This is a genomic window from Pseudomonas sp. BCA17 (assembly GCF_004519405.1).
In the GTDB taxonomy this organism is placed as follows: domain Bacteria; phylum Pseudomonadota; class Gammaproteobacteria; order Pseudomonadales; family Pseudomonadaceae; genus Aquipseudomonas.
This window is the reverse complement of sequence record NZ_SGWI01000001.1, coordinates 1389377-1412848: the sequence shown is the minus strand read 5'-3', so window position 1 is coordinate 1412848 and position 23472 is coordinate 1389377. Positions and strand designations below refer to the sequence as shown.

General features: G+C 60.9%; 27 protein-coding genes and 1 tRNA gene. 10 read left to right on the top strand and 18 right to left on the bottom strand.

The window, feature by feature from the left end; all coding sequences use genetic code 11:
* The first annotated feature begins 24 nt into the window (after positions 1-24).
* Positions 25-909 (top strand): LysR family transcriptional regulator, encoded by an 885-nt coding sequence (locus EXW71_RS06550; protein ID WP_123717608.1) that lies wholly within the window; start codon positions 25-27, stop codon positions 907-909.
* An 85-nt stretch (positions 910-994) separates the two neighbouring features.
* Positions 995-1070, top strand: a tRNA-Asn gene (locus EXW71_RS06545).
* 226 nt (positions 1071-1296) lie between these two features.
* Here the strand turns inward: EXW71_RS06545 and EXW71_RS06540 are convergent.
* The 11 genes from EXW71_RS06540 to EXW71_RS28740 form a co-directional block, all read right to left on the bottom strand.
* Positions 1297-2379, bottom strand: coding sequence for a chemotaxis response regulator protein-glutamate methylesterase (locus EXW71_RS06540; RefSeq protein ID WP_123717609.1), 1083 nt, complete (start codon positions 2377-2379; stop codon positions 1297-1299).
* Positions 2342-2875: a chemoreceptor glutamine deamidase CheD gene (cheD, locus tag EXW71_RS06535; RefSeq protein WP_123717610.1), complete on the bottom strand. Its 534-nt coding sequence runs from the start codon at positions 2873-2875 to the stop codon at positions 2342-2344. Before cheD ends, EXW71_RS06540 begins: the two co-directional genes overlap by 38 nt.
* Entirely contained in the window at positions 2872-3681 is an 810-nt protein-coding gene (locus EXW71_RS06530) for a protein-glutamate O-methyltransferase CheR (RefSeq protein ID WP_134656814.1), read from the bottom strand. Before EXW71_RS06530 ends, cheD begins: the two co-directional genes overlap by 4 nt.
* Positions 3682-3690: 9 nt before the next feature.
* Positions 3691-4230, bottom strand: a complete 540-nt coding sequence (locus EXW71_RS06525) for a chemotaxis protein CheW (protein ID WP_134656813.1) — start codon at positions 4228-4230, stop codon at positions 3691-3693.
* Positions 4231-4266: 36 nt separating this feature from the next.
* Positions 4267-5925: a methyl-accepting chemotaxis protein gene (locus EXW71_RS06520; RefSeq protein ID WP_134656812.1), complete on the bottom strand. Its 1659-nt coding sequence runs from the start codon at positions 5923-5925 to the stop codon at positions 4267-4269.
* Between the two features lie 29 nt (positions 5926-5954).
* Positions 5955-7994 (bottom strand): chemotaxis protein CheA, encoded by a 2040-nt coding sequence (locus tag EXW71_RS06515; RefSeq protein WP_134656811.1) that lies wholly within the window; start codon positions 7992-7994, stop codon positions 5955-5957.
* 41 nt (positions 7995-8035) lie between these two features.
* Positions 8036-8323, bottom strand: a complete 288-nt coding sequence (locus tag EXW71_RS06510) for a lipid asymmetry maintenance protein MlaB (RefSeq protein WP_134656810.1) — start codon at positions 8321-8323, stop codon at positions 8036-8038.
* A gap of 22 nt (positions 8324-8345) precedes the next feature.
* Entirely contained in the window at positions 8346-8714 is a 369-nt protein-coding gene (locus tag EXW71_RS06505; RefSeq protein WP_003174214.1) for a response regulator, read from the bottom strand.
* A 9-nt stretch (positions 8715-8723) separates the two neighbouring features.
* On the bottom strand, positions 8724-9635 hold the full coding sequence (locus EXW71_RS06500) for a methyl-accepting chemotaxis protein (protein WP_372241318.1): 912 nt from the start codon (positions 9633-9635) through the stop codon (positions 8724-8726).
* A gap of 442 nt (positions 9636-10077) precedes the next feature.
* Positions 10078-10431: a hypothetical protein gene (locus tag EXW71_RS06495; RefSeq protein ID WP_134656808.1), complete on the bottom strand. Its 354-nt coding sequence runs from the start codon at positions 10429-10431 to the stop codon at positions 10078-10080.
* Positions 10412-10585, bottom strand: a complete 174-nt coding sequence (locus EXW71_RS28740) for a hypothetical protein (RefSeq protein ID WP_167659638.1) — start codon at positions 10583-10585, stop codon at positions 10412-10414. The genes EXW71_RS06495 and EXW71_RS28740 overlap by 20 nt, the downstream gene beginning before the upstream one ends.
* A gap of 135 nt (positions 10586-10720) precedes the next feature.
* On the opposite strand from EXW71_RS28740, the gene EXW71_RS06490 reads away from it, so the two are divergent.
* From EXW71_RS06490 to EXW71_RS06480, 3 genes are all read left to right on the top strand, one after another.
* Complete coding sequence (locus tag EXW71_RS06490) at positions 10721-11395, top strand: response regulator transcription factor (RefSeq protein WP_134656807.1); 675 nt, start codon at positions 10721-10723, stop codon at positions 11393-11395.
* Positions 11388-12698 (top strand): HAMP domain-containing sensor histidine kinase, encoded by a 1311-nt coding sequence (locus EXW71_RS06485; protein ID WP_134656806.1) that lies wholly within the window; start codon positions 11388-11390, stop codon positions 12696-12698. Before EXW71_RS06490 ends, EXW71_RS06485 begins: the two co-directional genes overlap by 8 nt.
* Positions 12699-12854: 156 nt before the next feature.
* Positions 12855-13721: a DNA/RNA non-specific endonuclease gene (locus tag EXW71_RS06480; RefSeq protein ID WP_134656805.1), complete on the top strand. Its 867-nt coding sequence runs from the start codon at positions 12855-12857 to the stop codon at positions 13719-13721.
* A gap of 34 nt (positions 13722-13755) precedes the next feature.
* On the opposite strand, the gene EXW71_RS06475 is transcribed toward EXW71_RS06480, so the two are convergent.
* The 3 genes from EXW71_RS06475 to EXW71_RS06465 are packed head-to-tail and all read right to left on the bottom strand — an operon-like array spanning position 13756 to position 15148.
* Positions 13756-13935: a DUF1289 domain-containing protein gene (locus tag EXW71_RS06475; protein ID WP_123717621.1), complete on the bottom strand. Its 180-nt coding sequence runs from the start codon at positions 13933-13935 to the stop codon at positions 13756-13758.
* 32 nt (positions 13936-13967) lie between these two features.
* Positions 13968-14876 carry a CDF family Co(II)/Ni(II) efflux transporter DmeF gene (gene dmeF / locus EXW71_RS06470; RefSeq protein WP_134656804.1) on the bottom strand — a complete coding sequence of 303 codons (909 nt, stop codon included), beginning with the start codon at positions 14874-14876 and terminating at the stop codon, positions 13968-13970.
* Positions 14873-15148: a metal/formaldehyde-sensitive transcriptional repressor gene (locus EXW71_RS06465; protein ID WP_123717623.1), complete on the bottom strand. Its 276-nt coding sequence runs from the start codon at positions 15146-15148 to the stop codon at positions 14873-14875. The genes dmeF and EXW71_RS06465 overlap by 4 nt, the downstream gene beginning before the upstream one ends.
* A 213-nt stretch (positions 15149-15361) precedes the next feature.
* Between EXW71_RS06465 and EXW71_RS06460 the strand changes: the two genes are divergently transcribed.
* Both EXW71_RS06460 and EXW71_RS06455 read left to right on the top strand, forming a co-directional pair.
* On the top strand, positions 15362-15904 hold the full coding sequence (locus EXW71_RS06460) for a cysteine hydrolase family protein (RefSeq protein WP_134656803.1): 543 nt from the start codon (positions 15362-15364) through the stop codon (positions 15902-15904).
* A 4-nt stretch (positions 15905-15908) separates the two neighbouring features.
* A complete protein-coding gene (locus EXW71_RS06455; protein ID WP_134656802.1) occupies positions 15909-16895 on the top strand; it encodes a GlxA family transcriptional regulator in 987 nt (328 codons plus the stop codon).
* Positions 16896-16899: 4 nt separating this feature from the next.
* On the opposite strand, the gene EXW71_RS06450 is transcribed toward EXW71_RS06455, so the two are convergent.
* On the bottom strand, positions 16900-17067 hold the full coding sequence (locus EXW71_RS06450) for a DUF2986 domain-containing protein (protein WP_134656801.1): 168 nt from the start codon (positions 17065-17067) through the stop codon (positions 16900-16902).
* Positions 17068-17307: 240 nt separating this feature from the next.
* Between EXW71_RS06450 and panB the strand changes: the two genes are divergently transcribed.
* Positions 17308-18123: a 3-methyl-2-oxobutanoate hydroxymethyltransferase gene (panB, locus tag EXW71_RS06445; RefSeq protein WP_134656800.1), complete on the top strand. Its 816-nt coding sequence runs from the start codon at positions 17308-17310 to the stop codon at positions 18121-18123.
* On the opposite strand, the gene EXW71_RS06440 is transcribed toward panB, so the two are convergent.
* Entirely contained in the window at positions 18111-19499 is a 1389-nt protein-coding gene (locus tag EXW71_RS06440; RefSeq protein WP_134656799.1) for a PLP-dependent aminotransferase family protein, read from the bottom strand. The two genes, panB and EXW71_RS06440, sit on opposite strands and share 13 nt — an antisense overlap.
* 96 nt (positions 19500-19595) lie before the next feature.
* The gene (locus EXW71_RS06435) at positions 19596-21023 is read right to left on the bottom strand and encodes an MFS transporter (protein ID WP_134656798.1); all 1428 of its coding nucleotides are present in this window, start codon (positions 21021-21023) and stop codon (positions 19596-19598) included.
* Between the two features lie 95 nt (positions 21024-21118).
* Here EXW71_RS06435 and EXW71_RS06430 point away from each other — a divergent pair, with 95 nt between their 5' ends.
* Positions 21119-21748: a metalloregulator ArsR/SmtB family transcription factor gene (locus EXW71_RS06430; protein WP_218569368.1), complete on the top strand. Its 630-nt coding sequence runs from the start codon at positions 21119-21121 to the stop codon at positions 21746-21748.
* Between the two features lie 48 nt (positions 21749-21796).
* Here the strand turns inward: EXW71_RS06430 and cynR are convergent, their stop codons facing one another.
* Entirely contained in the window at positions 21797-22690 is an 894-nt protein-coding gene (gene cynR, locus EXW71_RS06425) for a transcriptional regulator CynR (protein ID WP_134657864.1), read from the bottom strand.
* Between the two features lie 111 nt (positions 22691-22801).
* Here cynR and EXW71_RS06420 point away from each other — a divergent pair, with 111 nt between their 5' ends.
* Entirely contained in the window at positions 22802-23443 is a 642-nt protein-coding gene (locus tag EXW71_RS06420) for a carbonic anhydrase (RefSeq protein WP_134656797.1), read from the top strand.
* Positions 23444-23472 lie beyond the last annotated feature (29 nt).

The window sequence follows — 23472 nt, the reverse complement described above, 5'->3', positions numbered from 1 at the left end:
TAGCCAGTCGCCAAAGGAATACTGATGAACCTGCGAGCTTTGCGTGCCTTTGTCGAAGTGGTGCGCCAGGGTGGCTTCTCCCAGGCTGCCGAGGTGGTGTCCCTGACCCAATCCACCGTGAGCAAGGCGGTCAAGACCCTGGAAGACGAACTGGGCACACCGTTGCTTAACCGCTTGGGCCACCGTAACGAACTCACCGCTGCCGGCGAAATTGCCTACCGTCGCGCCCAAGTGCTGCTCGCCGAGAGCAATGACCTGGTGGCCGAGATCAATGACTTGCGTGGCCTCAAGCGCGGCCAATTGCGTATTGGCCTGCCACCGGTGGGTTGCGGCGTATTGTTCGCGGCCATGTTCGCGACCTACCGCACACGCTACCCGGACATCGAAATCGAACTCACCGAATACGGCAGTAAAAAACTGCGCGGCTGCCTGGAGGCTGGGGAGATTGACCTGGCGGCATTGCTGCTGCCCACGGACGAAGGTTTCGACTACCAACCTGTGCGTAATGAGCCACTGATGGCCGTGTTACCCATGGACCACCCGCTGGCCCGGCGCAAGCGCATCGATTTCACCGACCTGGCCGATGCGCCGTTCATTCTGTTCGAAGCCGGCTTTGCCCTGAACGCCAAGATCCTCGCCGCCTGCGAGCGCAAGGGCGTGACACCCAAGGTCACGGCCCGCAGCGGGCAGATCGACTTTATCGTTGATCTGGTCTCGGCGGGGCTGGGCGTCGCTTTCCTGCCGCGGATGCTGGCGCACAAGCATCAATCCACCGGCATAGCCCTGATCCCCCTGGACGAACCCCATACCGACTGGCACATCGCGCTGGCCTGGCGCGCCAGCGCCCACCTGCCGCCAGCCGCACGTGCCTGGCTGGATTTGGCCAGGGAAATGGCCAGCCCGGAGTAGGGCGCCTGCCGATTATCCGGACTAATTCGATCAAATCCGCTTGGATGCTTGACTTCTTCTTTTTAATCAGTAACATACGGCGAATTCCGCGATAGCTCAGTTGGTAGAGCAAATGACTGTTAATCATTGGGTCCCTGGTTCGAGTCCAGGTCGTGGAGCCAGATAGAGAAAAGCCTGCAGCGATGCAGGCTTTTTTTTGCCTTGGATTTGACCTTTGCCGTCCAAGTGCATGGGGGATTTCCGCTCACCAGAACAGCACCTTCAATGCTGATGCGACCACGGCTGGATCGAAAACTGCCTCCATTCACAGGTCACTTTTTTATGCGACTGGTCAATCTGGGCGCATCAATCAAACAAGATGCGTTGCCCAGACCGTTACACCCAACATCACTTATGCAGGATCGCCTGGTGAATATCCTGCAACGCCATGATGCGCTGGGCGGCGTTGAGCTTGATGGCTTCCTTGGGCATGCCGAACACCACGCAGCTGGCCTCGTCCTGGGCGACTGTCGCGGCGCCGGCGTCGAGCATTTCCTTGAGGCCGCGGGCGCCGTCGTCGCCCATGCCGGTCATGATGATGCCGGTGGCGTTCTTGCCGGCGAATTTGGCCACTGAACGAAACAACACATCCACTGATGGCCGATGGCGGTTGACCAGCGGCCCGTCGATGACCTGAGCGTGGTAGTAGGCGCCGCTGCGTGTGACCATCATGTGCTTGCCGCCGGGAGCGATCAACGCCAGGCCGGGCAGGATACGGTCGTTGTTGCGCGCTTCACGTACTTCGATCTGGCATACGCTGTTCAGACGCTCGGCGAAGGAGGCGGTGAACTTTTCCGGCATGTGCTGCACGATCACCATGCCAGGGCACACCCTCGGTAACGCTGTCAGCACGGCCTCCAGCGCTTGGGTGCCGCCCGTGGATGTGCCGATGGCGACTATGCGCTCGGTAGTCTGGGCCATGGCGTGGCCGTTGGCGGCGGGCAGGATCGCATCCGCCGTCAGCTTGCCGGCGACAGTGGGCGCCGGTGTCGGCTTGGCGATGCGCTTGCCGAGGTTGCTGACGTTGGAGTTGGCCGCCGCGCGGATCGCCGCAATCAGCTCCGGGCCCGACTCGATCAGGAAATTCTTCAGCCCGCTGGTGGGCTTGGTGATGATTTCCACTGCGCCAGCCGATAAAGCCTGCAGGGAGGTTTCCGCGCCTTTCTGGGTCAGTGACGAGCAGATCACTACCGGTGTCGGACGCTCGCTCATGATTTTCCTGAGAAAGGTGATGCCATCCATGCGCGGCATTTCCACGTCCAACACAATCACATCCGGCCATTCACGGGCGAGCTTGTCCATGGCGAAAATCGGGTCGGAGGCGGCGCCTATGACGTGAATATCCGGCGTGTCATTGAAAATCGCCAGCAGCACTTGGCGTACAACGGCCGAGTCATCGACCAGCAATACGCTGATTTTTTTGGTAGGCATTGTTTTCGAGTAATCCCATTGGTTGATGCCGGACCCAGACGTTGCCGTTCCACAGGTCGAACACGATAGTGCGATAGCCGGTGCTGCCCATGTCCTGGGCCGCCAGGTGCAAATGATGGTGCTTGGCGAGTGCCAGTGCGGCGCGGATGTTCAGGTTGGCCACATTCTGCGTCGGTAGTTGGCGGTGCTGCGTGGGGAACATCTCGCCGCCGCCGAACGCCTTCACCTGATAGTCCTGGGCGCGCGTGCCATGGGCGCGTGCGTGCTGAATCAGCAACTCCAGCGCTTCGTCGCCGTACTTGCCATCCAGGGGCTGACCATGACGCAAGCGTGCCGGCAGCATGAAATGGCACATGCCGCCGATCCGCCGCTGCGGATGCCAGAAGGTGAACGCCACGCAGGAACCGAGCAAGGTGCGCAGGCGAGTCGGCCGCGTCGCAAAACTGACCTGGCCGGGCGCCAGCACCACTTCGAGCGCACCGAGGGGCTTTTTCATGGCTTGCGGTAAATCGACGGCGCCACCAGCTTCAAGGTGTCGTTCACACCGTTGAGGCTCTCCGAGTGGCTGATAATGAAATGGCCGCCGGGTTTGAGCTGCGGTAACAGGCGTGCGACCACCTGGCTCTTGGTCTGCTGGTCGAAATAGATCATCACGTTGCGCAGGAATATCACATCGAACTCGCCCAGGCCTGGCAGCGGCTCGTTCAGGTTGACTTGCACGAAGTTGACGCGGCTGCGCAGGCTCTTGTCTATCAGGAAAGTGCCTTCCTGGCGGCCGATTCCCTTGAGGCAGTATTTGGTGAGCAGCGGCTGGGGCAGGGTACCGATGCGCTCCATTGAGTAATGCCCGGTGCGCGCCTTGGCCAGCATCTGAGTGCTGATGTCCGAGCCGATCACTTCCCAAGGCGTGGTGCCCAGGGCCTCGGCCAGCGTCATCGCCAGGCTGTAGGGCTCTTCGCCCGAAGAGCTGGCCGCGCTCCATACGCGGAACACTTTGCCCGGCGCTGCCTTGGGCAGTACCTGCTGACGCAGGAAGTCAAAGTGCTTGGGCTCGCGAAAAAAGTAGGTTTCGTTGGTGGTCAGCAGGTCCAGCGCGACTTGCAACTCGCCCTTGCGCTGGTCGCTCATGATCAGCTTGAAATAGTCCCCGTAACTCTCCAGTTCATAATGCTTGAGGCGCTTGAACAGGCGCCCGGCAACCAAGGCTTTTTTGGCCGGCGACAGATTGATACCGGCTGCACGGTACAACCAGGATTGGAATTGACCGAACTCACGGTCATCGAGGGAGGCGGTGTCGGCCATGATCGGACCTCAACGCTGCTCAAGATCGAGCGCCGGTGCCTGGGCGCTTTCGGCCAGGCTGGACATCTCATCGATAGAAAGTACTTTGCCCACTTCCAGCACAATCACGAACTTGCCTTCGACCTTGGCCATGCCACCGATGAAGTCGGCGCGAATCCGCGCGCCAAAGCTGGGCGGGGGCTCTATCTGAGACGCCGGGATCTCCTGCACGGCTGATACCGTATCCACCAGCAACCCGATGTCCTGGGGCTGCCCATCTTCGGTGCTCGCTTCGATGATGATCACGCAGGAGCGTCGGGTAATCGGCGAGTTCGCCCGGCCGAAACGCGCCGACAGATCAACCACCGGCACCACGGCGCCGCGCAGGTTGATCACGCCGCGCACGAACGCGGGCATCATCGGTACCACGGTCAGGCTGCCGTATTCGATGATTTCCTTGATGCCCAGAATGCCGATGGCGAACATCTCGCCACCGAGTATGAAGGTCAGGTATTGCGCTTCTTCATCTGTCGCAACCGCGGACTGGCGGTTAGTCACTACTGCACCCATGTCATTCTCCCTGTAAGCCCGCATCAATGCTTTGCATCAGAAACGGGTGAATTCCGATTCATCCGGGGCGCTGACCATATTGTAGGCAAACGCTTTGCGGGGTGCCTGCGGTGCCGGGCGGGGTGGTTGGCGGCCTGGCTTGTTGCCCGGGCTGTCCACACTGCTGGTTTGAACCGCGGCGCCGGAGGTGGCGTCGAGTACAAAAAAGCTCATCGCCTGTTGCAACTGCTCGGCCTGGCCGCTCATTTCTTCGGCCGTTGCCGCCAGTTCCTCGCTGCTGGAGGCGTTCTGCTGGGTCACCTGGTTGAGTTGGGTCATGGCCGTGTTGATCTGCGCCACGCCGGCCGCCTGCTCTTCGGAGGCGGCGCTGATTTCCTGTACCAGGTCGGAGGTCTTGTTGATCGAGGGCACCATTTCGTCGAGCAGTTTCCCGGCCTTTTCGGCCATGTCCACGCTGCTTGACGACAGTTCGCCGATTTCCTGGGCGGCCACCTGGCTGCGCTCCGCCAGTTTGCGTACTTCGGCGGCTACCACCGCGAAACCTTTGCCGTGTTCGCCGGCTCGCGCAGCCTCAATGGCGGCGTTGAGCGCCAGCAGGTTGGTCTGGTAGGCGATATCATCGATGATGCTGATGCGCTGGGCGATTTTCTTCATCGCCAGTACCGTTTGTTGCACCGACTCTCCGCCGTCGGTGGCTTCCTTGGCCGCCTTGCTGGCCATGCCATCGGTGACCTTGGCGTTTTCGGTATTCTGATTGATGCTGGCGCTCATCTGTTCCACCGACGCGCTGGTTTCCTCGACGCTGGCGGCCTGTTCACTGGTGGCCTGGCTCATCGACTGCGCGGTGGCACTGACTTGCTCCGAGGCGCTGGCCAGGTTGTCGGCAGCGTTGCGTACTTCGCCGATGATAGTCGCCAGTTTGCCGACCATATTGCGCATGGCATTGAGCACCATGCCGGTTTCATCTTTCCCGCCCGGTGCGATAGGAGTGCTGAGGTTACCTTCGGCCAATTGCTCTGCGGCGGCCGCGGCTTGCTTCAGCGGACGGGAAATAATCCGCGCGATGAACATCGCAAGGCCCAGACCGATCAACAGGGCGGCGACCAGCACCGCGATGATCGACACGCGTGCGCTTTCGTACAACGCCGAGCCCTTGTCACCGACTTGGATCGCGCCGGCTTCATTGAACTCGACCATTTTCTGCAAGCGGTTGGTCACGTCATCGAAATGCGTTCTGGACTCCCCTCTGAGCAAGGTACTCGCAGCGACTTCCTGGTTCTGCCGGGACAAGTCGAGCAACTGCTTGCTGGTCGCCAGGTAGGTGGACCAGGCACTTTTCAAACCGACCAGCAGCTGACGTTCTTCATCGCCCGACAGCAATTGCTCGTAGGTGCCCATGCGGGTATCGAACTGTTGACGCGACTCATCGGCTTCGCGATCGGCCTGGGCCTTTTCTTCGGCGATCTCGGTACTGACGTGGCGGTTTTCCTTCAGCCGATAATTGGCCGCAAAAAAACGCATGCCGGCCGCTGCGCGCATGGACGGCATCCAATCGCTCTTGATCTCCTGGGCTGCCTGGTTAACGGCACCGAGCTGGAGGATTGCGAACCCACCCATGGCCGCAGTGAGCCCCAGGACCACCAGGAATGCGCTGATCAACTTGGTGGAAATTTTAAGATTGTAGAACCATTTCATCGGGGAACCTCCATGGAATTGCAAATGCGTCAGCGAACGCCGACCGCGGGCGACGGAGGCGCCTGAGGTGTGCGGGCTTCCTGTTGTACGATTTGGTTGAGCAGCGCCGGTATATCCAGGATCAGGGCCACCGCGCCGCTGCCCAGAATGGTCGAGCCGCTGATGCCGCGTAGCGCGCCGAACAGCTTGCCCAAGGGTTTGATGACGGTCTGGAACTCGCCGAGCAGGTCATCCACCACCAGCCCGGCCTTGTGTTCGGCATAGCGCACCACCACCACGTTCTGGCGGCGGGCCGGTGGGCCTTCGTGGCTGAAGTGGTCGCGCAGGTCCACCAACGGCAACACCTCGCCGCGCAGATCCAGGTAGCCCTGGTCGCGGCTGGATTGACGCTGGTGTTCGTCCAGTTCGACGCATTCCTGGACCATATCCAACGGAATCACGTAGGTGCAATGGTCGATGCCGACCAGGAATCCATTGATGATCGCCAGGGTCAGTGGCAGGCGAATGCGCACCACGGTGCCCTGGCCGGGGCGGCTGTCGAGGTCGACGGTACCGCGCAACAGGGTGATATTTCGTTTGACCACATCCATGCCGACACCGCGTCCGGAAAGGTTGGTCACCGCCTCGGCCGTGGAGAAACCGGCTTCGAAAATCAGGTTGTAGATTTCCTGGTCGCTGAGCACCGCACCGCTGGCGACCAGCCCGCGCTCCTGGGCTTTTTCCAGAATACGTTCGCGATTGAGTCCGGCACCATCATCGGCGATTTCGATCACGATGCTGCCCGAGTCGTGGTAGGCATTCAGGCTCAGGTGACCCTTGGTCGATTTACCGGCCGCGCGTCGGGCCTCGGCGCTCTCGATGCCATGGTCCATCGCATTGCGCAACAGGTGCATCAGCGGGTCGCCGATTTTCTCGACTACGGTCTTATCCAGCTCGGTTTCCGCGCCGCTGATGATCAGGTCTATATCCTTGCCCAGTTCCTGACTGACATCGCGTACCACGCGGCGGAAACGATTGAAGGTATCGCCGATGGGAATCATGCGCAGGCGCAGCGCGCCATCGAGGATCTCTTCCACCAGCCCGGAGACGGTCGAGGAGGCTTCCTGCAGCGGGTCGTTGTTGCAGGAGCGAGCCAACAGGCTGGCGCCGGCGCTGGCGATGACCAGCTCGCCGACCAGGTTGATCAATTCATCGAGCTTGTCGGCATTGACCCGTACATAACTGCCATCCCTCGGCTTGACTTCGCTGGTCGTCGCCACGCGCTGTTGCGTCGTCACCATCGGGCTGGGAGCAGTCTGCGTGACCAACTCGGTGCCGGCGGCGGCGCTGCTGTCGCTTGGCGCGTCGAGGGCGCTGATGTGCACCTCACAGTCATCGCGTACGAAATCGAACACTTCATTGAGGGTGGCATGGCCGGCTTTCGAACGCAGGTCGATTTCAAAGCCCAAGTAGCAGCTTTCCGGATCCCAGCCGTCCACGGGCGGAATGCTCTCGGTCAGGGTGGTGACCTGTAACAACTGGCCCAGCGTGGCGAGATAGCGCAGGAAAGACAACGGGTCCATGCCGTTGCGGAACACATCCACGCCGAAGCGCAGCGAGATATGCCAGAGCACCTCGTCGCGGTTTTCGTCATGTTGGCCAGCGCTTTCCACAACGGCGATTGCCGTCTGCAGCGGCTGATAAGCGCTCAGTGCCTCGCGCAACACCTCACCGTGCTCCAGCGTCGCAGGCTGCAGTGCTCCATTGTGATGGTCGACCGCCTCGATCAGTTCAAGTATGTGATCGCCGCACTTGAGAAGCAGCGCGATCAGCGCCGCATCCACCGCCACGCTGCCATCGCGCAGGCGGTCGAGCACGTCTTCGACGATGTGCGTGAAACCGACAATCGGCGCGAGGCCGAACAACCCGGCGGAGCCTTTGATGGTATGGGCGGCGCGAAACACTGCGCCGATCGCATCTTCATCACCGGGTTCGCTTTCCAGTTGCAGCAGGGATTGCTCCATGACCTGCAACAGCTCGCGTGCCTCGGCGATAAAGGTCTGCTGTGCCTGATCGAGATCAATACTCACCTGGACACTCCTTGTCGCTCATTGAGCGGGGCTGCGTCGCGCTAGAAGATCGCGCCGCCACATAGTTGAAAGGTGCTCGTGACCGCCTGGCTCTGCCCGGCAAGGCTCAAGTCCGTCCCATTGCCGGCCGCTTCGCGCTTGATGACCGCGAGCAATTGCAGGCCGGCACCGTCGATTTCCGTGACCTGGGACAAGTCGAGTTCCAGGCGCGGCGCCGCGCCAATCTGCGGCAGCAGCTCGGTGGCAAGTTCGGCCACGGTGTAGATCGTCAGTTCGCCGTCAATGCCTATGCGGGCGGTGCCGTCGACTGTTCCGCGGGTGATGGACATAAGGCCTCCGTGCCGTCATCGGTCAGGGCAGGATCAGCTTGGACACCGCCGCCAGCATCTGCGCCGGCTGGAACGGCTTGACCACCCAGGCCTTGGCGCCTGCGGCCTGGCCTTCGGCTTTCTTTGATTCCTGCGACTCGGTGGTCAGCATGATGATCGGGGTGAACTTGTAGCTGGCCAGCTTCTTGACCTCCTTTACGAAGGTGATGCCGTCCATGTTGGGCATGTTCACGTCACTGATGATCAGGTGCACCTTTTGCCCGTTGAGCTTGCCCAGCGCGTCCTTGCCATCGCACGCCTCGATCACGTCGTAGCCGGCGCTTTTCAAGGCAATGCCGACCACTTGTCGCACGCTGCTCGAGTCGTCGACCACTAATACATTCTTCGCCATGCCGTGCTCCTAGAAAAAAGTGATGTCTTGTGAACTCTGTTGCGCCGCGGTGTCGCCCCGATGGGTGCGCCGCTGCTCGTCGGTGGCATAGGTGGCCTCCATGCGCGCCAGCCATTGGCGGGCATCGACGGCTACCAGTTGGTCGGGCGCCTGGCTGGCCTGTAGCAGGTGCTCATGCAGGGCGTGCATGTTGTCGCGTACATGGCTGAGGATCTGGCTGACCCGGTCCTGGAATTGCAGGTTGACCAGTACATCGGTCATCTCGTCACGGATGCCGTAGCTTTCCTGCTTGAGCAGGTCGGCGGAGTCGGCCAGGCGCCCGGTGATGCTCTGGAAGCGTTCGAGCACCTGCTGGATGCTCTGCTCGGACGCGGCGACGGAGTGGCTGTCCTGGTCGGCGCTGCTGGACGCTACCTGGACCAGTTGGGTGATGGCGTTGTTAATGATGTCGACCTTGGCCGACATTTGCTGGCCGGTCTCGCTGGACTTACTCGACAGGCTGCGCACCGCATCCGCAACCACGGCAAAACCGCGCCCGGCTTCACCGGCCCGGGCCGCCTCGATGGCGGCATTGAGGGCCAGAAGGTTGGTTTGTGCCGCAATGGCCGCCACATCGGCGGCCATGGTGCGCAGTTCGCCGGTATAGGCGGTGAGGCTGCGCACTTGGGAGAGGGTCTGGTCACGGCTCGATTGAGCGGCCTTGAGAGAGTCGATGACCTGGCTCAGTTCGGTGTCGCTGCGCGCCAGCGCCTTGAGCGCGCCGTCGGCAGACTGCCCATCGAGCTCACCGGCGGCTTGCTGCGAGGCCTGCACGGTGTCCTGCAGGCGCGCGGAAATCCCGGTGAAGCGGTTGGCCAGGCTGACAATCGCGTCCTCGGTCTGCTGGCGCGAGTTTTCCACTTGCTTGGCCCAGATGGGCATGGCGCCCAGCAATACCTCATCGAGTTGCGCGCGCAAGGCCGTGCTGTTTTGCGTCGCGTCCACATCTGCTTGATCGGCCTTCGCCCATGCCATCGCGCGCAGCACCGCGTCACGCTGTGAGCGTGCGCTCCAGGCACAGGTACCGAGACCGATCAGCAGCAGTACGGCACAGGCCGCCAGGTTGGTCGGCGAGGCTGATTGCAGGAGCGTCCATGCAATGGCAGGGATGACCGGAAGTAACGCAAACCAGCGAAAAGGCAAAGAAACAGGGGGTGAAGTACGGCCGGATTGACGCTGAGTCATGAGTTCGGTCCTTGAACATTGTTGCAGATATGAACGACATAAAGTCTATCTGTCCCTGGCGCCTTAACTTTAGATTTGGTACGTACCTTCCGTCCGGTTTGTGACTGCTGCGTTACTGGGCGCCGGCAGGAGGGTCGCCCTATCTCTGGAGAATCCGCGGCTCTTCAACCGTAGGCAGGATGTACTTGAGCCACCCGGCACGGTGTGAGCCTGGCAGACCCTGCGCCTCGTCGGCACCCGCCGATTCACCTTCATCGTCGTCGTAGCAGTTGTCGCTGCTGCGTCTGCCATCAGCATAGACAATAAAGCCGCCACGGCCTTTGTGGCATTCGTACAGATACACTGGCGACAGGTCTCGGTGCTTATCGATGTGCGCATTCAAGCGGGTGATATAGATACCCATCGATAACGACACGCAAACAATCAGCACCACGCACAGTACCAACTGATAGGTATAGCTGATGTTTACGTCATTAGGACGCATTGGCGACATGAAACGACCCTGTTCGCTCAACGTTCTGGCCCACCAGAAACCAGCTACTCCCGCCAATGCGCATCAACTGAGCTTTCGGTGCGGGGATGCCGGCCATCAGGGCGGAGAAAATCAACACCAGCAGGGCACCGGTGATCATCGAAGACAGGTTCATGGCTGTGACGCGCTCTGGATAAGAAGAGCCTGAGCTTAAGCAGGGGAGGGTTAACGCCAGGTAAACATCATTAGAGGGCAGCCGACTTCCGTTATCCTTCAAACCTCTGCGCAATACTGTCCGAGGCTTTTTCCTGTGCATATTCACCTGCTGTTGGTCGAAGACAACCTGGATCTGGCCACCACCGTCATCGAGTATCTGGCATTCAGCAGCATCGTCTGTGACCACGCCAGTAATGGCCAGGCCGGGCTTAATCTGGCACTCAGCCAACATTACGACGTTATTCTCCTGGATATCATGCTGCCGCGACTGGACGGCCAGCAGTTATGCGAACGATTACGTCAGCAGGGCGTCCAGACGCCCATCCTGATGCTGACCTCGCTGGATGCGTTATCGGACAAACTCGCCAGTTTTGCCGCTGGAGCCGACGACTATCTGGTCAAGCCGTTCGAACTGGCCGAACTGGTGGCCAGGATTCGCGCACTGAGCATGCGCCGCAGCGGGCAGACCAGCCGCCTGCAGGTGGACGACTTGGTGATGGAACTGAGCACCCGCAAAGTCAGTCGCGCAGGACAGGAGCTGCATTTGTCACCCATCTGCTGGAGCTTGCTGGAACATCTGATGCGCGCCAGTCCTGAACCGGTTTCCCGAGAGCGCTTGGAAGCAAAGGTCTGGGGTGATGAGCCACCCGACAGCAATACGCTAAAAGTGCACATGCATCGGCTACGCAAGGCAGTTGATAAACCCTTTGGCCGGCCGTTGATCCACACCCTTCCCGGGGTCGGTATTCAGGTGAAGCCACATGCGTAATGGTTTGAGCCTGAAGTGGGTGATCAGCGGAAGTTTCCTGTTACTGATCGCGGTGGTGTTGCTGATCTACAGCCAACTGCTGCCGGCCTTCACCGTGCGCGGCTTGCTCTACACCGCCAGTGCGATGATGGAAGAAGAAGCCCAATATTTTATCAGGCACTACAAGAAGGACCCGGCCACGCCGCCTCCGCACAATTACTTCTATACCGGTGTCATCGGCAAGGAGGCGTTGCCGGAGAACATCCGCCAGATGCTGGATGCACCGCCGAGTCTGTCCTTCGGCGCGGTCCATATCTTTGGCGATCTTTACTCCGATGACGACGACGCGGTGTTCCAGATAATCCTCGAACAGCCTCTGGGTGACGGTAAAACCCTTTATCTGTATGACGTCGATCATGATCAGGAAGCCGGTGGTGAAGTCGAGACACCGTTGTCTGATGCCTACTTTGACCAGGTGTTGCAAAGCGTCGCCTTCATTAGCCTGGCGGTGTTCGTGCCGGCGCTGTTCATCATCGCCCTGCTGGTCTGGTGGTTGGTCCGCCCGCTGGGGCGCCTGGCCCAATGGTCCAGTACATTGAAAGACCCTGGCGCTATAGCCTGCGGGCGTCCTGGCTTCAGCTTCAAGGAGTTCAATATGCTGGCCGAAGCACTGGCCAAAAGTGTTGAGCAGGTGCAGGCGGCCAGCCAGCGTGAAGGTCGCCTTTTACGCTACACCAGCCATGAACTGCGGACCCCACTGGCGGTGCTCAAGGCCAATATGGAGCTGTTGACCCTGCAATCGGGCGGTGTGCTGCCGACCTCTTTGCAGCGCATCGAGCGTTCCGTGCTGAATATGCAGCTTATCGCCGAGACGTTGCTGTGGATGAGCCGTGAGCGTCCCGAACCGTTGCCGGAGGAAGATGTTGACCTGGGCGAGCTGGTCGGCGAACTGATCGAGAAACATCGCTACCTCATCGGCAACCGGGATATCGAGCTGATCATCGATATCCACACCGGACTTTGTCGATTGCCTCCCACCGCATGCCGCATTGTGATCGGCAACTTCCTGCGCAATGCACTCCAATACGCGGAAGAAGGCCAAGTGGAAATCAGCTTCAACTACCCCCGGCTGTCTATTGCCAACCGGACGAGGGAGACCCCGCCATCGCAGGAATCCAGCGACTTTGGCTACGGCCTTGGGTTGCAGTTGATGCGGCAGTTATGCGCAAAACTGGGCTGGCATATTGAAGTGATCCGCGTGCAACAGCGGTTCACCGTCATGCTCGACTTCACGAACTCGCGGCTAGTCGCGACGGCGCGGTAAATGCTCACGGTTTCAAACCCGGCGCGCGGGCGACGGGAAAACCGCTTGCCGTTGGGCACTAATGTGACTTTGCCCGGTCAATAATCCTCGCAATATCATTCACTTGGCTCCGTTTCGCGGAGCCTGCCGCCTCACTCCCATTCGAAGAATCACTCCATGTACCTGCGCAAAATTGCAGTTGGGCTGTCGGCCCTTGTTTTGCTCTCCTCCGGGGCGCAAGCCCGCGGCCTGTTGGACTTTATCAAGCCACCAGCCCAGGAGCACAGCTCACGCTTCGGCTCGATCAGCCAGGGGGCCGCCCTCGACCTCTATTCCAGCCAACAAAAAAAGCCCTCGTTTGACGGGTGTGCCGATCTGTTCCCCGCTGCGACACCGATCAACCTTGCTACCGTGCCGGTCTCGATGAAGCCCTTGGCCTTGTGCTCGGACAACTTCGCGGTGCTCTATTCACAAACCAGCAGAACGCCGCTGGTGGTGGTCGAACGCCTGAATGCCGCGCAATTGAAAGACGCCAAGGGCGAGGAGCGCACCAACCAGTTCTACCCGGACCCGCGCATTCCCAAGGACGGTCGCGCAGAACTGAGCGATTACCGCGGCCAGCATCCCGCGGTGGACCGTGGCCACCAGTCCCCGGCGGCCGACGCACCGAGTGCCAATGCCATGGCGCAATCCTTCGCGTTGTCGAACATGGTGCCGCAGGACCCCACCAACAACCGCAAGATCTGGAGCAAGGTCGAAGCGGATGTGCGTAAATTTGCCACCCGTGCCGGTGGCAACGTGTTCGTGTTTACCGGCCCGCTGTTTGACCCAGGCTACAGCACCATTGGCCCTCACAAGGTCTGGGTGCCGACGCGCCTGTTCAAGCTGGTGTACGACGCTTCGCCAAAACGCGCCTGGGCCTACGTGCTGCCCAACGCCGAGACTCGCATTCAAAAACCGATGGACTACGACACCTTTGTGAAGAGCACCGGGCTCAGGTTATTGGGCAATCTGCCGGTTACCGGTTCGGTGGGGCGCACTTGATGCCACACCCGCAAGGTCGGTGATATTGCCGGCCTTACTTGCCTTTTTTCAGCGCCTTCAAGCGCAGCGTCGCGCGCTGTACGGCGGCCATCTTTTCCGGGCGCTTCATGCGTTTCCATTTGCGGATGTCATCCTTGCTGCGTCCGCAACTGATGCACAAGTCACCGCTGAGCTGGCAGATGGAAATGCAGGGATTTTCAATATCTTTGGCCAAGGGTTCATCCAGGTGTGCAGTAAAGACCGTAGTTATGCCGGGTGAAACTCGACAGTGAGGTGACTCACTTCATGCACCGGCCCAAGGCGCCGACGGATAGTCTCGGCATCCGTGGTCGGATGGCCGACCACACTGACAATCGCCGCATGGGCCTGGGGGCCGACTCGCCAAACGTGCAAGTCGGTGATCCGGGCATCGCCGGGTTGTTCAACCAACTCGCGGATCTCTGCGGCGACATGTGCATCGGTCTGGTCCAGCAACACGCCGGCGGTGGCTCCCATCAAGCTCCAGGCCCACCGCGCAATCACGGCGGCACCGACAATGCCCATCAGCGGATCCAGCCACACCCAGCCCAGGTACCGTCCAGCCAGTAGCGCGGCGATGGCGAGCACCGAGGTCAATGCATCGGCGATCACGTGCACGTACGCGGAGCGCATATTGTTGTCGTGGCCATGAGCGTGAGGCTCGTGGTCGTGGTCATGCCCGTGGCTATGGCCGTGACCCAGCAGCAGCGCACTGATGATATTCACCGCCAGACCCACCACGGCAATCAGTGTCGCCGTCCCGAATTGCACGTCGGCAGGCTGCAGCAAGCGAATCACCGACTCGATGCCGATGCCTAAGGCTACCAGCGCCAGAATCAGCGCCGAGGCGAAGCCGCCCAGGTCACCCACCTTGCCGGTACCGAAGCTGTAGCGCGGGCTGTTCGCATGCCGTTTGGCATAGGCGTAGGCCGCAGCGGCAATGCCCAAGGCGCCGGCATGGGTGGCCATGTGAAAGCCGTCAGCCAGCAGGGCCATGGAGCCGGTCAATGCGCCGGCGGCGATTTCCGCCACCATCATGACGACCGTCAGCATCACCACCCACAGGGTGCGCTTGGCATTTTCTTCGTGGGATGAACCGAGGAATACATGCTCGTGGGTGTGACTGGTGAGGGTCATTTGGAGTACCGCCGAATGGCTTCGAGCAATTCTTCGACACCTTTGTTGCGGGCTTCTTCGCTAAGGGACGGGTCGGCCACATGTGCCCTGGCGTGGTCTTCGATGATTTCCTCCATCAGCCCGTTAATCGCGCCACGGGTGGCCGCCACCAGGTGCAGGGTCTTGGCACAGTCGGCGTCTGATTCCAGCGCTTTTTCCACCGCCTGGATTTGCCCGGCGATGCGTTTGACGCGCTTGATCAAGCTGTCTTTATTCGCGGCTGTATGGCCCACGGTATACCCCCCCTACCTATAGTGTTGCGAATCATTGCATACCCCATCCCCCTATACAACTGAGTGAAGTGACGTTGAACACTGGCTGAAAGTTTGTGCTCATGAATGTCCGAATCCGTCCTCAACCGGTCCGGCCTGCGCCTGTCGCGCACGTGCCGGCGTGCCTACCATGGCCTGCATCATTCACTGAGATGTAAGCCAAGAGGACTACCCATGAACCGCAAAGCCCTGATCGTGATCGATGCCCAGCATTCGTTCCGCCACGCCACCTACTGGTCCGAAAATGACCTGCCTGGCTACCTTGCCAATCAACAGGCCCTTATTGACGGGTGTGTTCAGCGCGGCATTCCGGTGATACAAGTCTTCCATGTTGAAGATCAGGGGTATTTTTCGATGGCATCGGGCAACGTCAGAACCTTGGGCGAATTGTCGATCGAGCCCGCCCTGGTCATCCATAAGCGCTACCACAGTGCTTTCGCCGGTACACCCCTGGCTGCACGGCTGACGGAGATGGGGGTGACCACGCTGATCATCAGCGGCATTCGCACCGAGCAATGCTGTGAGACCACCACGCGGCACGCGTCGGACAGCGGCTTTGCCGTGGACTTTGTCAGCGAGGCGACGTTGACCTTCCCCATGACTCACACGCGCAGTGCACGGGTCTACACCGTGGCCGAAATCCGCGAGCGCACAGAGCTGGTGCTGGAGGACCGCTTTGCGCGCATCGTCACCGTCGCCCAGGCATTGGAGGCATAAACCTGTGAGCGTGCCGGTGCTTTTCGTGTTGCTGCCCAATGTACTGATGCTGGACCTGGCAGGCCCCGCCGAAGTGTTGCGCCTGGCCGCTCAAGTCGAAGACCCGGCCGCCATCGACTTCGACCTGCAGTACGTCAGCCCGGTGGCGTCCCTGCAAACCTCCATCGGCTTGCCGCTCACAGGCTTGGCGCCGCTGCCACCGGCCCTGGCACCGGGCACGCTGGTGGTGTTGGTGGGCTCCACGTCGAAGGTGACCCAGGCATCCCAGCAGGCTTTTGATACCGCCAGCGCCACACTGACTCATTGGTTGCAAACGGTGTTCGCGCCGTCGGGCGAGCGGCTGGTATGCGTATGTGCGGGCGCGTTGAGTGCCGCCAGGGCTGGGTTGCTGGATGGGCGCCAGTGCACCACGCACCATGCGTTGTGCGAGAGATTGCAAGCCATCGCGCCCAGAGCCCGCGTCCTGGAAAACCGGCTTTACGTCACCGACGGTCCGGTGAGTTGCAGCGCCGGCGTGACCGCGGGTATCGACCTGATGCTGCATCTGCTCGCCGAACTGGCCGGGGCACGGCTGGCCTGCGCGGTCGCCCGGGACATGGTGGTGTACATGCGCCGCAGTGGAGCCGACCCGCAACTGTCACCCTGGATCTCGGGGCGTAATCACCTGCACCCAGCGGTGCATCGGGTGCAGGACGCCATCGCTGCCGCCCCCTGTGAAGCCTGGTCCGTCACGCGTATGGCGAGCCTGGCGTATACCAGCAGCCGCCATCTGGCGCGGCTGTTCCAGGAACATGTAGGTCTCAGTCCACTCGACTACCTGCATCGGCTGCGACTGGCCGTGGCGCGCGAACTGCTGACTGAGTCGAACCTGGCGATTGAAACGGTCGCCGAACGTGCAGGCTTTGGTTCGGCGCGCCACTTACGGCGCATCTGGGGCAAGTACGAAGCCGGTACACCTTCCGCGATGCGGCTGCTTGTCGGGGTCGATTGAGGATTCAGCAAGGCGTATCGGCGGTGGTTTCCGAGGCTTGGCCGGTTTCAGCCGCCATCTTCGCGCGGTCGGCTTTGCTGATGTATTTGTCTTTGCTTTTCGGCGCCAACTTGGCGCTGGCCTTTTTGGCCTTGGCCTTGAAGAGTTGCTGGAGTTTCTTTTGGCGATTCATATCTTTTACCTGGTTGTGCAGATCCGGATGATATCAGTTAAAAAAAGCGCTCGTGATCTGGGTAATGCCAGTCAGTTAAGCGTAAGTACCGTCTGTAGGAGCAAGCTTGCTCCTACAAAAAGCCTTGGCTGACTGGCACTGTTCATGATCTGGGTCGCTTTTCAGCGCCGAACTGTGCATTGAACCACCGGTCTTTTTGCCAATAATCGGGTCGGGTATCCAACGCGAAGGGCGACCCTGATGAGCATCCACACCCGCACAAAACGCATGACCGTCCCGCAACTGGTGGCGATGAAGGGCCAGCAGAAGATCGTCTCACTGACCGCGTATTCCAGCGCGATTGCCAGGCTCATCGACCCCTTGGTTGACTTCATTCTGGTCGGCGATTCCACGGCGATGGTCGGCTATGGCCGCCCGTCCACCTTGAGCATGCAACTGGAAGAAATCATCGGCCATACCCGTGCCGTGGTCGACAGCACGCACCTGGCCTGCGTGATCGCCGACATGCCCTTCGGCAGCTATCAGGAGTCCTTCGAGCAAGCCTTCCGCAATTGTGCCCAGGTGCTGGCACGCACCGGTTGCGATGCGGTCAAGCTGGAGGCTAATCAGGCGCTGGCGGGGACGGTCGAGTTTCTCGTGGCGCGAGGTATTCCGGTGATGGCGCACGTGGGGCTGATGCCGCAGTTCGTTAACGTGATGGGTGGCTTCAAGGCCCAGGGCCTCACGGCTGAAACCGCTGCGGTGATTGCCGGGGATGCCCGCGCCAACCTGGAAGCGGGCGCGTTCAGTCTGCTATTGGAGGGCGTGGCCGAGGGGGTGGCGCGGCAGATCACCCTGGATTCAAGAGTGCCCACTATCGGCATTGGCGCGTCACCGGCGTGCGACGGCCAGGTCCTGGTCACCGAAGATGTGTTGGGCCTGGGGGGCGACCACCTGCCGCGCTTCGTCAAACAGTACGCCGACGTCGGTGAAGTGATACGCGATGCCTGCGCGCGTTTTGCCGACGACGTACGCCATGGCCGCTTCCCTGAAGCGCGTCACTGCTACGGGCTTTGACGGATCGCCTCGGCCAGTTGTTGTACGGCCTGGGCGATATCCTTGTTCCAGTCGAGGGTATAGCTCAGGCGCAGGTGCTGCTGCCAGGCACCTTGCTGGCTGAACAGTTCACCGGGGGCGATGACGACGCGCTGGGCCAGCAAGCGTGTGAACACCGAGTGCATATCCACCGGCCGCTTGGCTTGCAGCCAGAAACTCGCGCCGCCTTGGGGGACCTGAAGGTGCCACACGTCGTGGGCATCCAGCAGGGCTTTGAGTTGGTTCATCCGCGCGCAAAGCTGTGCGCGAAGTGCTTTTAAATGGGCGTCAATGCGCTTGGAAGTGAACAGCTTGGCGATGGCTCTCTGACGAGTCGGCGAGAGGCGAAACCCACGCTCCAGAAACAACCGCTGTAGCGCCGGCCCTTGCTCGCGGCACAGCACATACCCATAGGGCGCTTCGGAGCCGATTACTTTGTCGAAGGTCGAAAACACCAACAGCCTGCGCGGGTCGGCAAAGTCGCGATAGCGCGCAGGGTGTGGCGCGAAGCACAACTCGCCGTAGGTGTCATTCTCGAACAGCCAGATGTCCCGCTCCGCCAGCCAGCGACAGATCTGCTGCTTGTCCTGCGCCGGCATCAGGCCGCCTTGGGGAATATTCACGGTCGACGAAAATACCGCCAACCGAACCGGCTCCTGCTGGAGCAACCCACTGAGTGCCGCCAGGTCGAAACGCCCGTGGGCGTCGAGGTGTAACTCGATCACACGCACCTTCGCCGCTTCCAGTTGACGCAAAACCGCCCATGAACAAGGCGACTCTACCAACGCCACTGTACCTGCCAGCTCCAGGGCATTGAGAGAGATGGCCAGCACACTGTGCAGGTCCGCGCCGATATACACCTCATCGGCCTGCCAGTAGCGGTCGCAGGAGTGGGTGTAGCGTTCGGCCAGGGCGGCGCGCAATTCGGGTTCGCCGAACGGCAGGTACAGGGGCGCAAGCGAGCGTGGATACTGCCGCGCCAACTCGCGCTCCATCATCCGCAGCGGGTTCTCGAGAGACAGCAGCATGGCCGGTGCATCACTACTCAATGCCAGCACTCCAGGTTGCCGCGCGTTGGCGAATACCCGGTCGAGCAGGTTAGATGGGGCCGGGTCCAATGTGCCGCCGGGGAGCGCCTTGATGAAGTAACCGAACTTGGGCCTGGCCTCGACCCGCCCCTCATCTTCAAGCAGCGCATAAGCATACTTGGTCGTCGACACCGACACCCCCAGGCGCTGCGCCAATTGGCGCAGCGATGGCAGTTTCTGCTCGGTGTGCACAGGGGCCGCCTCGATCAACTCGACGAGGTAGCGGTACACGGTCTGGTAGGCAAAGGCAGTGTGTTCGGCTCTTTCCATGATCACTCGAAGCGCTCGACCGAAGCTGATAGGGGACACATCAGGGGGTGGTCCGGCCCAGTATCATCCACGGCGATGCAATACGGGAACCCATCCTCAAGACGCCGTTAACTCGCCGGCGTCGGCCTTCGCACGTGTTGCGCGCCGTGCCATTACCCAAGCCAAGGCCGGTGCCAGGGTAAACAACGCGAACAACCATTGCGCCGCATTGGCGATGCCTGCATTGCCGGTCGCGTCATTGATGCCCGCCACGTTGGAGATCACGCCCGCCAGCGCGGCGCCCATTGCCATGGCGAACAGTTGCAGGGTGGTAATCGACGCAGCGGCCGTGTCTTTATCCTGCTCCGACGCCACTTGCAGAATGCGTGTCAGCAGGTGCGGCCAGCCCAGGCCAATGCCGAAACCTACCAGGAACATCCCCGCGCAGATGGGTGCCAGCCTTGCCCATTCACCCAGGCTGGCCATGGGCGTAGTGATTGCCAGCAGCACCAGTCCACCCACGATAAACAGCGGCCCGGCGAGAATGGCGCGCTGCGCGCCACGGCCGCTCCAACCGGAGCTGAGGATTTCCGAGACGGTCCAGCCGGCGGCCATCAGCGCGGCCATGTAACCGGCGATCAGCGGCGACTGGCCGTGCAGGTGCTGCAGAAAGTACGGCATGAAAATCTCGCTGCTCATACCGATCACCAGCAGGCAGGTAGTCGCATAGAGCGCGCAAAGCGGAGTGCTGAACTTCAACGCGTCCCTGGGCAGCAGGCGGATCGAAGCGCTGGACTCGTGCCGGATCAGCAGGAACACCAGCACGGCGCAGGCCGCGATGCCCAGCACGTTCCAACTTGGCAGCGACGAGACACTGCCGGCACACACCGCCAGTACGGCAGCGGCCAACAGCACCAATTGCGCTACGGGCAAGCGGCTGGTGCTGCCCGCGGTGGTGTCGTGTGCCGGCAGGGCATGGCGGGTCAGTACGATGTAGGCAAGGCTTACCGGCACCATCGCGCCGAAGGCGTAACGCCAGGCGTCCATTTCGGCGAACACGCCCCCCACGGCCGGGCCTACCAGCGTGGCGACGCCCCACATGCCCGACACCAGCGCCATTGCCCGTGGCCACAGGCGCTCTTCGAACACCCGTTGGATCATCGAATAACACAGCGCCAGCAGCATCCCGCCGCCCAGCCCCTGGATCAGGCGACCCGCGAGCATCACCGGCATGCTTGGCGCCAGCGCGCAGATCAACACGCCGCCCATGAAGATCAGCGTGGCGACGGTATAGGCCAGCCGTGGGCCGGTGCGTTGCAACAGCTTGGAGGTGAGTGCGGAACCGAGGATCGAAGCCACGACGTACAGCGTGGTGCTCCACGCATAGAGCGCCAACCCGCCGATCTCAGCGACCACGGACGGCAGGATAGTGGTGGCGATGTATGTGTTGGTGGCATAGAGCGCTATGCCGCCGGAGAGGGCGATGGAACGAGCGGCATTCTTGCCGCGGAGCAACTCGCCCCAACTGCTGTCGTGGGTGTGCATCGACGCTTCCTTGTGCTGCTTTCGGGCTTGGGTTAATTTACCAAGTAACTGCTTTGAATATTGCGTTGAGGCTATTTATTTTGTCAAGAAATGACTTGGAATATTCGTCGGGGTCACCGGCGGATCGTTTGCTGCACCTGCTCAAGACGCGTGGGCCGCAACTGGCCAGTGATGCCGGCGAGTTTCTGGGCACGACCGGTGAAGCGGCGCGTCAGCAACTGGTGAAGTTGGCGGCTGGCGGCCTGGTAGAGGCGCAGTCAGAGGCGCGCGGGGTAGGGCGCCCGACCCAGGTCTGGCACCTGACGGCAGCGGGGCATGCGCGTTTTCCCGACACTCATTCGGAACTGACCGTGCAACTGTTGCAGACGGTGCGCGAGACGTTTGGCGAAGAGGCCATCGACCGCTTGATCGACGTGCGCGAACGTCAGACCCAAGCCCTGTATGAGCGTGAGATGGAAGGCCTGAAGGGCTTGAAAGCACGGGTCGAGCGGCTGGCGCAGTTGCGCACGCGCGAAGGCTACATGGCCCAATGCAGCGAACAACCGGACGGCGCCTTGATACTGGTGGAGAACCACTGCCCGATCTGTGCAGCGGCCAGTGCATGCCAGGGGTTCTGCCGAGCGGAACTGCAGGTTTTCGAACAGGTATTGCTGGCGAAGGTCGAGCGTGTGGAACACATCCAGCTAGGTGCCCGACGGTGTGCTTACCGGATTGTCCAGGTTTGAGCGCGGCGAACTAACAATGGGCGCGGCGGCTCGACGCATCATGAGTGCTCACCTGCCCGCGTCCAGAGTTGATGCGATTTCCTTGGCGACCTCCCTGAACACCCGCGCCGCCGCTGACTGATAAACCCCCTTACGTTGCATCAACACGGCGGTGCGTTGCAGCCGTTGTGGCCCCAGCTCAATCGCCACCAATCCTGGATGCGCCCGTGCAATAGCGGCCGGTAACAGCGTCGACAGCGTGGTCCTGCGCACGCCCTCAATCAGCGCTCCAATCACATTGGCCTCCATCACAACACGCGGACGGATGCCGTGCTGGTTGAAGTAACGGTCGATTTGCTCGCGGGTAGCGAACGCCTTACTCAATAAAATCAGTGATTCGGCATTCAGCGCTTCCAGGCCGATAGCCCGTTCCCCGGCCAGTGGATGTTGATCACCGACCACCAGTGCGAGGGTTTCAACCAGCAGGGGGCAGGCCTCGATGTCCTGCGCGTGCACCTCATCAAACGCGATTCCCACATCCAATTCATCGACCAGCAGCTGACTTTCCATCGCTTCTTGGGCGACCTCATGCAGGCTCAAGGTGATGTTCGGATAGCGACGATGGAAGGCTTCCAGCAGCGGTCCGACAAGGTAAGTGGTGAAGGTGGGCGTTACCGCAATTCGCAGCGTCCCCCGGCTCAAATCCCCTACGTCATGAATCGCACGCTGGCCTTCCTGCAGTTCCTGCGCGGCACGTAGCGCATAGCGCAGGTAAACCTCACCTGCATCGGTCAGACGCGTCTTGCGACCCGAGCGATCGAATAGTTGTGTGCCGAGGCTTTCCTCCAACTGCCTTACCTGCTGCGACAGTGCCGGCTGCGAGACGTGCAAGGCCGCGGCGGCTTTGGTAAAGCCTTGGTGTTGCGCAACGGCCAAAAAGTACTGGATGTGTCGGGCCAGCATGTTCGTGTTCATAAGATTATCTGATGGCTTGAATAATATTTGAGACTTTTACCTTATTTAAAGGGCTGCGTAACCTTCGCTCCATCGCATCGCGAACCCATGGAGTCACCTGTGCAAGACATCATCGACGGTTTCCTGAAGTTTCAACGCAACGCCTTTCCCGAGCGTGCCGGCCTGTTCAAAGACCTGGCCAACCAACAGAGCCCGCGAGCGCTGTTCATCTCCTGCTCCGACAGCCGCCTGGTGCCTGAGTTGGTCACGCAGCGTGAGCCGGGCGACCTGTTCGTGATCCGTAACGCCGGCAATATCGTGCCGTCCTACGGCCCGGAACCCGGTGGCGTGTCGGCTTCGGTGGAGTACGCTGTTGCCGCCCTGCAAGTCAGCGACATCGTGATCTGCGGGCATTCCGACTGCGGCGCCATGACCGCCATCGCCACCTGCAAATGCCTGGACCACATGCCCGCCGTGGCCGGCTGGTTGCGTTACGCCGATTCCGGCCGGGTCGTCAACGAGGCCCGCCAGCATGTCGATCAGCCGGCCAAAGTCGCTTCCATGGTTCGTGAAAACGTGATCGCGCAGTTGGCCAATATTCAAACGCACCCTTCGGTACGCCTCGCCCTCGAACAGCAGCGTGTGACGCTGCATGGCTGGGTCTACGACATCGAAAGCGGATGCATCCAAGCCTTCGACAGCCGTACCGGCACGTTCGTCGCCCTTGCCGACAATCCGAGCGTGCGCGCCGTTTCGCACTGATCCCAGATGTTCACCCACGGAGATAAACT

Excerpts from the sequence above, each read along its gene's own strand:
- EXW71_RS06550 (WP_123717608.1), top strand. The coding sequence starts at position 25 with ATGAACCTGCGAGCTTTGCGTGCCTTTGTCGAAGTGGTGCGCCAGGGT.
- EXW71_RS06540 (WP_123717609.1), bottom strand. The coding sequence starts at position 2,379 with ATGCCTACCAAAAAAATCAGCGTATTGCTGGTCGATGACTCGGCCGTT.
- cheD (WP_123717610.1), bottom strand. The coding sequence starts at position 2,875 with ATGAAAAAGCCCCTCGGTGCGCTCGAAGTGGTGCTGGCGCCCGGCCAG.
- EXW71_RS06530 (WP_134656814.1), bottom strand. The coding sequence starts at position 3,681 with ATGGCCGACACCGCCTCCCTCGATGACCGTGAGTTCGGTCAATTCCAA.
- EXW71_RS06525 (WP_134656813.1), bottom strand. The coding sequence starts at position 4,230 with ATGGGTGCAGTAGTGACTAACCGCCAGTCCGCGGTTGCGACAGATGAA.
- EXW71_RS06520 (WP_134656812.1), bottom strand. The coding sequence starts at position 5,925 with ATGAAATGGTTCTACAATCTTAAAATTTCCACCAAGTTGATCAGCGCA.
- EXW71_RS06510 (WP_134656810.1), bottom strand. The coding sequence starts at position 8,323 with ATGTCCATCACCCGCGGAACAGTCGACGGCACCGCCCGCATAGGCATT.
- EXW71_RS06505 (WP_003174214.1), bottom strand. The coding sequence starts at position 8,714 with ATGGCGAAGAATGTATTAGTGGTCGACGACTCGAGCAGCGTGCGACAA.
- EXW71_RS06500 (WP_372241318.1), bottom strand. The coding sequence starts at position 9,635 with ATGCCCATCTGGGCCAAGCAAGTGGAAAACTCGCGCCAGCAGACCGAG.
- EXW71_RS06495 (WP_134656808.1), bottom strand. The coding sequence starts at position 10,431 with ATGTCGCCAATGCGTCCTAATGACGTAAACATCAGCTATACCTATCAG.
- EXW71_RS28740 (WP_167659638.1), bottom strand. The coding sequence starts at position 10,585 with ATGAACCTGTCTTCGATGATCACCGGTGCCCTGCTGGTGTTGATTTTC.
- EXW71_RS06485 (WP_134656806.1), top strand. The coding sequence starts at position 11,388 with ATGCGTAATGGTTTGAGCCTGAAGTGGGTGATCAGCGGAAGTTTCCTG.
- EXW71_RS06480 (WP_134656805.1), top strand. The coding sequence starts at position 12,855 with ATGTACCTGCGCAAAATTGCAGTTGGGCTGTCGGCCCTTGTTTTGCTC.
- dmeF (WP_134656804.1), bottom strand. The coding sequence starts at position 14,876 with ATGACCCTCACCAGTCACACCCACGAGCATGTATTCCTCGGTTCATCC.
- EXW71_RS06460 (WP_134656803.1), top strand. The coding sequence starts at position 15,362 with ATGAACCGCAAAGCCCTGATCGTGATCGATGCCCAGCATTCGTTCCGC.
- EXW71_RS06450 (WP_134656801.1), bottom strand. The coding sequence starts at position 17,067 with ATGAATCGCCAAAAGAAACTCCAGCAACTCTTCAAGGCCAAGGCCAAA.
- panB (WP_134656800.1), top strand. The coding sequence starts at position 17,308 with ATGAGCATCCACACCCGCACAAAACGCATGACCGTCCCGCAACTGGTG.
- EXW71_RS06440 (WP_134656799.1), bottom strand. The coding sequence starts at position 19,499 with ATGGAAAGAGCCGAACACACTGCCTTTGCCTACCAGACCGTGTACCGC.
- EXW71_RS06435 (WP_134656798.1), bottom strand. The coding sequence starts at position 21,023 with ATGCACACCCACGACAGCAGTTGGGGCGAGTTGCTCCGCGGCAAGAAT.
- cynR (WP_134657864.1), bottom strand. The coding sequence starts at position 22,690 with ATGCTGGCCCGACACATCCAGTACTTTTTGGCCGTTGCGCAACACCAA.